This is a genomic window from Coprococcus sp. ART55/1 (assembly GCF_000210595.1).
Lineage (GTDB): Bacteria > Bacillota > Clostridia > Lachnospirales > Lachnospiraceae > Coprococcus > Coprococcus aceti.
Map to the genome: position 1 here is coordinate 314,312 of NC_021018.1, position 8,196 is coordinate 322,507.

An 8,196-nucleotide genomic window follows, 5' to 3' on the forward strand; every position below is an offset into this window, starting at 1 on the left:
TTTTTCTGTCATGATCTGTATTCAGGTGATCATATATCAATATATCAGTCCTCTGAATCCATGTTCATGACCTGTCTCTTTCTGGCAAGCTCGTCATTTGCAAGATACTCATCGTATGTTGTCTGCTTGTCTATGAGACCTGTATTTGTAATCTCTATGATTCTGTTTGCAGTTGTCTGTACAAACTGGTGATCCTGTGAGGAGAACAGTACTACACCAGGGAACTTGATAAGTCCGTTATTGAGTGCCGTGATGGACTCCATATCGAGGTGGTTTGTAGGCTCATCGAGAATCAGGGTGTTTGACCCCATGATCATCAGCTTGGACAGAAGACATCTTACCTTCTCTCCTCCAGATAGGACCTTGACCTTCTTAACTCCATCCTCACCTGCAAAGAGCATTCTTCCGAGGAAGCCTCTTACATATGTGGCATCCTTCTCGTCTGAATACTGTGTCAGCCAGTCAACTATCACGAGGTCGTTGTCGAACTCCTTGGTGTTGTCCTTAGGGAAATATCCCTGTGAGGTAGTAACTCCCCACTTATAGCTTCCCTCGTCCGGTTCCTCCTCGCCTGCAAGTATCTTGAAGAGCATGGTGGTTGACTTGGTGTTCGGTCCGACAAATGCTATCTTGTCGTCATGACCAACCGTGAACGAGATATCATCCAGAAGCTTTTCTCCGTCAACCGTCTTGGAGATATGTGATACGGTAAGCACCTCGTTACCGATGTCTCTCTTTGGTCTGAAATCAATGTATGGATATTTTCTGCTTGATGGCTTGATGTCATCCAGCTCGATCTTCTCAAGGGCACGCTTACGGGATGTAGCCTGCTTGGACTTGGAAGCATTTGCCGAGAATCTCTGAATGAACTCCTGGAGCTCTTTGATCTTCTCTTCCTTCTTCTTGTTGGCTTCCTTCATCTGCTTGATCATAAGCTGACTTGACTCGTACCAGAAGTCATAGTTACCTGCGTAAAGCTGGATCTTGCTGTAATCTATATCTGCTATATGGGTACATACCTTGTTCAGGAAATATCTGTCATGCGATACAACGATAACCGTGTTCTCAAAGTTGATGAGAAATTCCTCAAGCCATGCGATGGCATCCATATCAAGGTGGTTTGTAGGCTCATCCAGAAGAAGTACATCCGGATTGCCAAAAAGGGCCTGGGCAAGAAGCACCTTGACCTTGAGTCCACCATCCAGATCCTTCATCAGGCTGTAGTGATACTCTGTGCCTACTCCAAGTCCGTTCAGGAGTGTGGAAGCATCTGACTCTGCCTCCCAGCCGTTCATCTCAGCAAATTCAGCCTCAAGCTCTGCAGCCTTGACTCCATCCTCGTCTGAGAAGTCCTCCTTCATATATATAGCATCTTTTTCCTTCATTATCTCATACAGACGCTTGTTACCCATGATTACTGTGTCAAGCACCTGGTACTCATCGTATTTGTAGTGATCCTGCTGGAGAACTGAAAGTCTCTCTCCATCATTCATGGTCACATCACCCTTTGACGGCTCTATCTCTCCTGACAGGATCTTCAGGAAAGTTGACTTGCCGGCACCATTTGCACCGATCAGTCCATAACAGTTACCCTCTGTAAATTTGATATTTACATCCTCAAATAAAGCCTTCTTACCAAATCTCAATGTTACGTTATTCGCACTAATCATCGACGTATATACCTTTCACTATTTACTCTGTCTGCACACGCAAACGTCTCCATTTTCAGTGATTAAGTATATCAATACATGTCAGATGTGTCAACTTTACTTTATGTACAGAGCGGCGCTTTTCCTGCCCCGCTCCACTCTTCCATTCTGATATCCTTTACCAGAATTTTCTGGCTGCCAGCTAGAGATTCTTGACTATAGGATCATACAGATCAAGCTCACAGTACTCTGTGTCTGTAAAATGATCGCAGTTAAGACAACTCTTACCCGTCACATCGTTTGAAAGGCCCTTACAAGAACACTTCTTCTCATACGCACTGCATCTCTCTGCAACTTCTTTGTAGGTTTCTGTTGAACTTCTCATGATGTTCTCTCCTTTTTGCTATGCATTTTTCTGCTGCCTTATTATTGTGTGTCTTTTTCTGCTTTTTATTCCACATTTCATTCTTCGCTGATTCTTTGCCACATCAAGGTACGGATTCTTGACAATATGCTATATATTAAGTACAATCAGAATTAAAAATTTTTTAAATGATTGGAGATGAAATCTTGGACGCAGGTTCCATAATAAACATTATCATTCTGGTGGTGCTGATCGCACTGTCCGCATTCTTTTCTTCAGCTGAAACAGCACTCACAACGGTGAGTAAATTCTCGCTCAGGTCTCTTGCAGACAACGGCAACAAGCGGGCCTCACGGGTTCTCAAGGTCACAGAGAATTCAGGCAAGCTGATAAGCACTATTCTTATAGGAAATAACATTGTCAACATATCAGCATCTTCTCTCACGACCACATTCGTAACAAAGGCATTTGGAAGCTCTGCTGTCGGTATTGCAACCGGAGCCCTGACACTGATCGTTCTCCTCTTCGGAGAAATCACACCAAAGACCCTGGCTCAGCGTTATAACCTGAAGATATCGCTGTTATACATTGACATAATCCAGTTCCTTATGATAGTGCTCACACCTGTGATATTCATAGTGAATAAGATCGCTGATTTTATATTCTGGATCATAAGGCTCGACAAGGACGGCGGGAACCAGAAGATGACCGAGGATGAACTCATAAGCATGGTGAACGTCAGTGAGGAGGAAGGCGTCATCGAGGACAAAGAGAAGGAAATGATAACCAATGTGGTGGACTTCGGAGATTCCATTGCAAGGGATGTCATGATCCCAAGAGCAGATATGACCATCGCCTCTGTTGATATGGCTTATGATGATCTGCTGAAGCTCTACATGGAAGTACCGTATACGAGAATTCCTGTATATGAGGACTCCAGAGATAACGTGATCGGTATCCTTCATGTTAAGGATCTCTTCTTCTACAAGGCAACCCATGATATCAATAATTTCAGCGTTCGTAACATCATGAGAAAGCCACTGTATGTATATGAATATCAGAAGACCAATGATCTTCTGCACTCCATGAAGTCGGATTCCAATACCATGGCCATCGTGCTCGATGAGTACGGAATCTGCATAGGACTTATTACCATCGAGGATCTCATTGAGGAAATCATCGGAGACATCAAGGATGAGTACGACACGGAGGAACACAACAACATCATCAAGGTCGACGACACCCACTACAACGTCGATGGCTCCATCAAGCTGGATGATCTGAATGATGCACTGAATCTAAAGATAGAATCAGAGGACTACGACTCCCTCGGCGGTTACATAACCGAGCTGCTGGATCACATTCCAGCCAAGGGCGAGTCCGTCACCGACATCTCATGCATCTACAAGGTACTTGAGATGGACAAAAAGCGAGTCGCCAGAGTGCTTATCACGCTGGCTCCGCAGGAGCCAGGCGACGCCGATGGCGAGTAAGTCAGCGCCGGGTGGCGGGGTTATGCGCAAACAGACATTTTCGTTGAAAAAGATACAATTTTGTGATATTTCTCGAAGGAATTTACGAAAAGCACACAGGCTTGCAAAAGCTTGTGTGCTTTTCTCTTTTTTCGGCTCAAAAAGATACAATCGTCAAACTTGCAGCCAGCTAGCGTCCTGAGCATTCTCTTTCCTCTTGATTTCTTAACAAATTAATACGTTTTATAGTAAAACAACCTTGTAATGTAGTTTTGAATACTATATAATATGTCGTGTTGATTCAAAATCAACTGTTTATATGCGGTATTACACACTGCATAAACAACATATACTGCACAAAACAGCACATGCTGCGCAAACAATGCATACTGCATACACAGCACGTACAACTGTTGGAATATGTCAATTTGTGAACGGTATTTATGAACAGCATTTTTGCACAGCAGTTCCTGTGCGTGCTCCAACTAATATAAGAGGTGTCTATATGGATAAAAAGACAAATATTAAAGACATAATATCAATGGCCGGTGGCCTTGATTATATAGACCCTAAGGATATTCCTTCCATTGACCTGTACATGGATCAGTTGACCACCTTCATGGAGGATCAGCTTGGAAAGAACAGACGCAATGACGAGGACAAGGTGATGACCAAGACCATGATCAACAACTACACAAAGAACAATCTTCTGCCATCGCCTAACAAGAAGAGATATTCTAAGCAGCACCTTATACTGCTCATTTATATATACTACCTGAAGAACATGCTCAGCATCAACGATATACAGACTCTGCTTGAGCCTCTTATAGATGGTTATTTTGATTCCAACAAGGACGGAAAGGATATTTCTGATATATACGCCCACTTGTATGAGCATCTATCCCAGCATTACGGTGACATCATCAAGGATATCGTGAGAACAGCCAACAAGGCTGATGCCATGTATGATCCTGAGAAGGACTCCTATCTCCACGATCTCAGCATGATCTCACTTCTCTCAGTTGATATATATGCCAAGAAGAAATATGTGGAGCATCTGGTAGACAAGCTCAGACAGGAATCTGAGGAAGATGCCAAGGCGAAGGCTAAAGCCCAGGCACAGAAAGCCAGAGAGCAGGCAGCAGCCAAAGCCGCAAAGGCTAAGCAGCCACAGGCAAACGCCGCAGCCGAGGGCAGGAAAAAATAGTCAGCTTACGCACAACCAACAAGTATTGCGACCAGATTTTACAGGACTCCAGCCTGTAACACAAATAAAACCCCTGAACGATAAGATAAAATGTAATCGTTCAGGGGTTTTGTCTGACTACTTGTCGGTTTTCTCGTTGCTCTGCTTGTCATTCTGCTGGAAGCTCTTCATTCTTGAAAATACAAGCTCATATCCGTCCTTGCCATAATTCAGGGATCTGTTGACCCTGCTTATCGTGGCTGTGGATGCTCCGGTCTTCTCCGCAACCTCCAGATATGTGTTGTCTTCCTTCAGCATCTTGGCCACTGCAAAACGCTGTGCTATAGATAACAGTTCATTCACCGTGCATACATCCTCAAAGAAATTAAAGCACTCCTCTTCTGTCTCCAATGTAAGTATTGCCTCAAACAGATCCTGTACTGCCTCTGTATGTACTGTTTTTCCCATGTCTAAGCTCCTTTTTGACTTTCACGACTTTAGCGTGATAAAGTAATATATACTATATACCACTTTCTTATAATTTGCAATCTTTTTTGATCCAGACTGAAAGGCCTCTTCTGTTGACATAGAACTCGCCACAGCCCTCGTCATCTATCTTGATGTCATACTTGGCATTACCCATGACATCTGCAAAATGTGCTCCCGCAAACTGTCTGCCCACATACATTCTCTTGGTGCCGCCCATTCCATCGGACATGACAACCGCAAGTCCTGAATCCTTGTGCTCCTCGTCGCCCTCTCTGGTCCATCCAACAACCTCGCTGTGATCAAAGTAGTCGTGCTGAGTTCCGTATGCATATTTCTTTCTGAGCTTGAGCAGCTTATTCAGTATCGTCTTCTTAGACTTTACCTTAACCTGTGGTATTCCCGCATAGTCGCCGATATACAGGCACGGATAGCCCTGCTCTCTGAGCAGTATGACCGCATACGCCAGAGGCTTGAACCAATCCTCAACGTACGATTCCAGAACTCCTCCGACCTGGGATTCGTGGTTATCTACAAATGTAACAGCCTTCTCCGGATTGCTCATCATAAGCGAACCCTTAAGCAGATCTGCCATGTTATACTCTCCATCTGCCACAGATGCATCGTGGAAATTGAAGTGCAATGGCACATCGAACATGGATGCCTCATTGTCTGTGGCCTTGATATAGCCATTCAGATATTCTGTATTCCAGTGCCAGAAATCACCGACAGCAAATATGTCCTTATGTACATATTCCGGAGCCTCATCTGCGCCCTTCTTTTTAGCGGCTACAGGGACATCAGATGTCGCTTCAATAAAATCCTTCACAAACCATGCAGGGATAGCCTCCGCCTCCTGGAATCTGAATCCGTCCACATCAGTGGTCTTCTCGTACCACTGAGCCCACGCCATGAGCTCGTCATACACTTCCTGATTGTAGAAATCAATCTCGCTTCCAATTATATAATCATACTTGGAATATTCCTTGTCCGCCTCGTCATAATCCTTGCCCTCAAGAGCGCACACACGCTTCTTGAATTCTTCCTGCTTCCAGTCTATTCCCGCAAAATGCTTCCAGTTCCACTTGAACTTGGAATACTTTGACTTTCTTCCAGGGAATGTAAACTTTGAAAGTGCTCCCACAGTCTTCTTATTGCCGATCATCTGTGGAATATCTTTGGTGTTGAAGTCGGCTGCTGTAACCTTCTCTATCCTGTCAGCGCCGAGCTTCTGTCTGACCGCAATGTCCGCATAGACATTTATCCCCTGATCCTTCATAGCCTTTATAGCAGCTATATACTCATCCTTAGTTCCATATCTGGTTCCAACTGAACCCTTCTGGTCAAACTCTCCCAGATCATACAGATCGTACGGAGCATACCCCATATCTTCTTTGCCCTGTGCTCCCTTTGTAGCAGGCGGAAACCATACAGCCGTAGCCCCCATCTTCTTCAGAACCGCAGCGTCCTCTGCTGCCTTTTTCCATAAATCCTGGCTGTCGGTCGTATTCGCTGTAAAATACTGTACCAAAAGTCCGTTATCCTTCATCTCAATACCTCCGTTATTGGCTTTTAATCACCCTTATAAGTCATTATATCAAATCTGAATATATGAGTAAAGACCGACAAATAACAAAAACATGCCCGCAGACTCCCCTTACCGGAGTGCCTGCAGGCATGCCAAAGACACTATGTACTGTAACGTATATATATCGGATCACACACGCTGATCCATGCATGTATACACCACAGCTTATAGCTGTATTACATATTCTTGATTCTCTCTATAGCCTCAACTGTATTCTCATAAGTTCCGAATGCAGTAAGTCTGAAATATCCCTCACCGCTTGGTCCGAAGCCTGAACCTGGGGTTCCGACTACATTTGCATTCTCAAGCAGATAATCGAAGAAATCCCATGATGACATGTTGTTCGGTGTCTTAAGCCAGATGTATGGCGCATTTACACCGCCTGATACAGTGTAACCCGCATCCTTGAGTCCCTGTGAGATAACCTTTGCGTTATTCATGTAGTATGCGATCTGAGCCTTTGTCTGAGCCTTGCCCTCGTCTGAGTACACCGCGTCTCCTGCTGCCTGAACAATGTATGGAGCGCCATTGAACTTTGTTCCATGTCTTCTTGCCCACAGGCTGTGCATTGACACGCCATCTGCGTCCTTCAGATTCTTTGGAACTACAGCATAGCCAAGACGTGTTCCTGTGAATCCTGCATTCTTAGAAAAGCTCTTGAGCTCGATAGCACATGTCTTTGCGCCCTCGCACTCATATATTGTATGAGGAACATCCTCCTCGCTGATATATGCCTCGTATGCAGCATCGTAGATGATGACTGCTCCGACCTTATTTGCGTAATCTACCCACTCCTGAAGCTGATCCTTCTTGATCGTTGCTCCTGTAGGGTTGTTTGGGAAACACAGATATATGATGTCAGGTGTCTCCTTTGGAAGCTCTGGCGCAAAGTTATTGTCCGCAAGACATGGCATGTAAATTACATCGCTCCACAACTCTGTGTTCTTGTCGTATGTTCCTGTTCTTCCTGCCATTACATTTGAATCAACATATACAGGGTATACAGGATCACATACTGCGATCTTGCTGTCTGCTGTAAATATCTCCTGGATATTTGCTGAGTCACTCTTTGCCCCGTCGCTGACAAATATCTCATCAGCAGATATGTCCACGCCTCTGTCAGCATAGTCGTTCTTTGCTATGGTGTTTCTGAGGAACTCATAGCCGAGATCAGGAGCATATCCCTTGAATGTCTCCGCAACTGCCATCTCGTCTACAGCCTTGTGAAGGCGCTCTATGATAGCCGGTGCAAGTGGCTGAGTCACATCACCGATACTGAGTCTTATAACCTTCTTGTCAGGGTGTGCTGCGCTGTACTCTCTCTGCTTTCTTCCAACTGTTGAGAAGAGATAACTTCCCGGAAGCTTTAAATAATTTTCATTTGCCTTAAACATATCTTTCCTCCTAATATATATCAGTCCAGCCTTCAAATACTTCCCTTGCCGGTCCTG

General features: G+C 44.6%; 7 protein-coding genes. 2 read left to right on the plus strand and 5 right to left on the minus strand.

The annotated features are described in order from the left end of the window. Positions 1-44: 44 nt before the first annotated feature. Complete coding sequence (locus tag CCU_RS01430) at positions 45-1,670, minus strand: ABC-F family ATP-binding cassette domain-containing protein (RefSeq protein ID WP_015533297.1); 1,626 nt, start codon at positions 1,668-1,670, stop codon at positions 45-47. Positions 1,671-1,851: 181 nt separating this feature from the next. After that, the gene (locus CCU_RS01435; protein ID WP_015533298.1) at positions 1,852-2,034 is read right to left on the minus strand and encodes a hypothetical protein; all 183 of its coding nucleotides are present in this window, start codon (positions 2,032-2,034) and stop codon (positions 1,852-1,854) included. A 185-nt stretch (positions 2,035-2,219) separates the two neighbouring features. Between CCU_RS01435 and CCU_RS01440 the strand changes: the two genes are divergently transcribed. Together CCU_RS01440 and CCU_RS01445 are read left to right on the plus strand one after the other, a co-directional pair. Then, the gene (locus tag CCU_RS01440; RefSeq protein ID WP_055143832.1) at positions 2,220-3,506 is read left to right on the plus strand and encodes an HlyC/CorC family transporter; all 1,287 of its coding nucleotides are present in this window, start codon (positions 2,220-2,222) and stop codon (positions 3,504-3,506) included. A gap of 484 nt (positions 3,507-3,990) precedes the next feature. Next, on the plus strand, positions 3,991-4,692 hold the full coding sequence (locus tag CCU_RS01445; protein WP_015533299.1) for a DUF1836 domain-containing protein: 702 nt from the start codon (positions 3,991-3,993) through the stop codon (positions 4,690-4,692). Between the two features lie 117 nt (positions 4,693-4,809). Here the strand turns inward: CCU_RS01445 and CCU_RS01450 are convergent, their stop codons facing one another. The 3 genes from CCU_RS01450 to CCU_RS01460 form a co-directional block, all read right to left on the minus strand. Then, positions 4,810-5,139 carry a YerC/YecD family TrpR-related protein gene (locus CCU_RS01450; RefSeq protein WP_015533300.1) on the minus strand — a complete coding sequence of 110 codons (330 nt, stop codon included), beginning with the start codon at positions 5,137-5,139 and terminating at the stop codon, positions 4,810-4,812. Between the two features lie 67 nt (positions 5,140-5,206). Further along, positions 5,207-6,706 (minus strand): alpha-amylase, encoded by a 1,500-nt coding sequence (locus tag CCU_RS01455; RefSeq protein ID WP_015533301.1) that lies wholly within the window; start codon positions 6,704-6,706, stop codon positions 5,207-5,209. Between the two features lie 215 nt (positions 6,707-6,921). Next, positions 6,922-8,139, minus strand: a complete 1,218-nt coding sequence (locus CCU_RS01460; RefSeq protein WP_015533302.1) for an LL-diaminopimelate aminotransferase — start codon at positions 8,137-8,139, stop codon at positions 6,922-6,924. Positions 8,140-8,196: the final 57 nt, after the last annotated feature.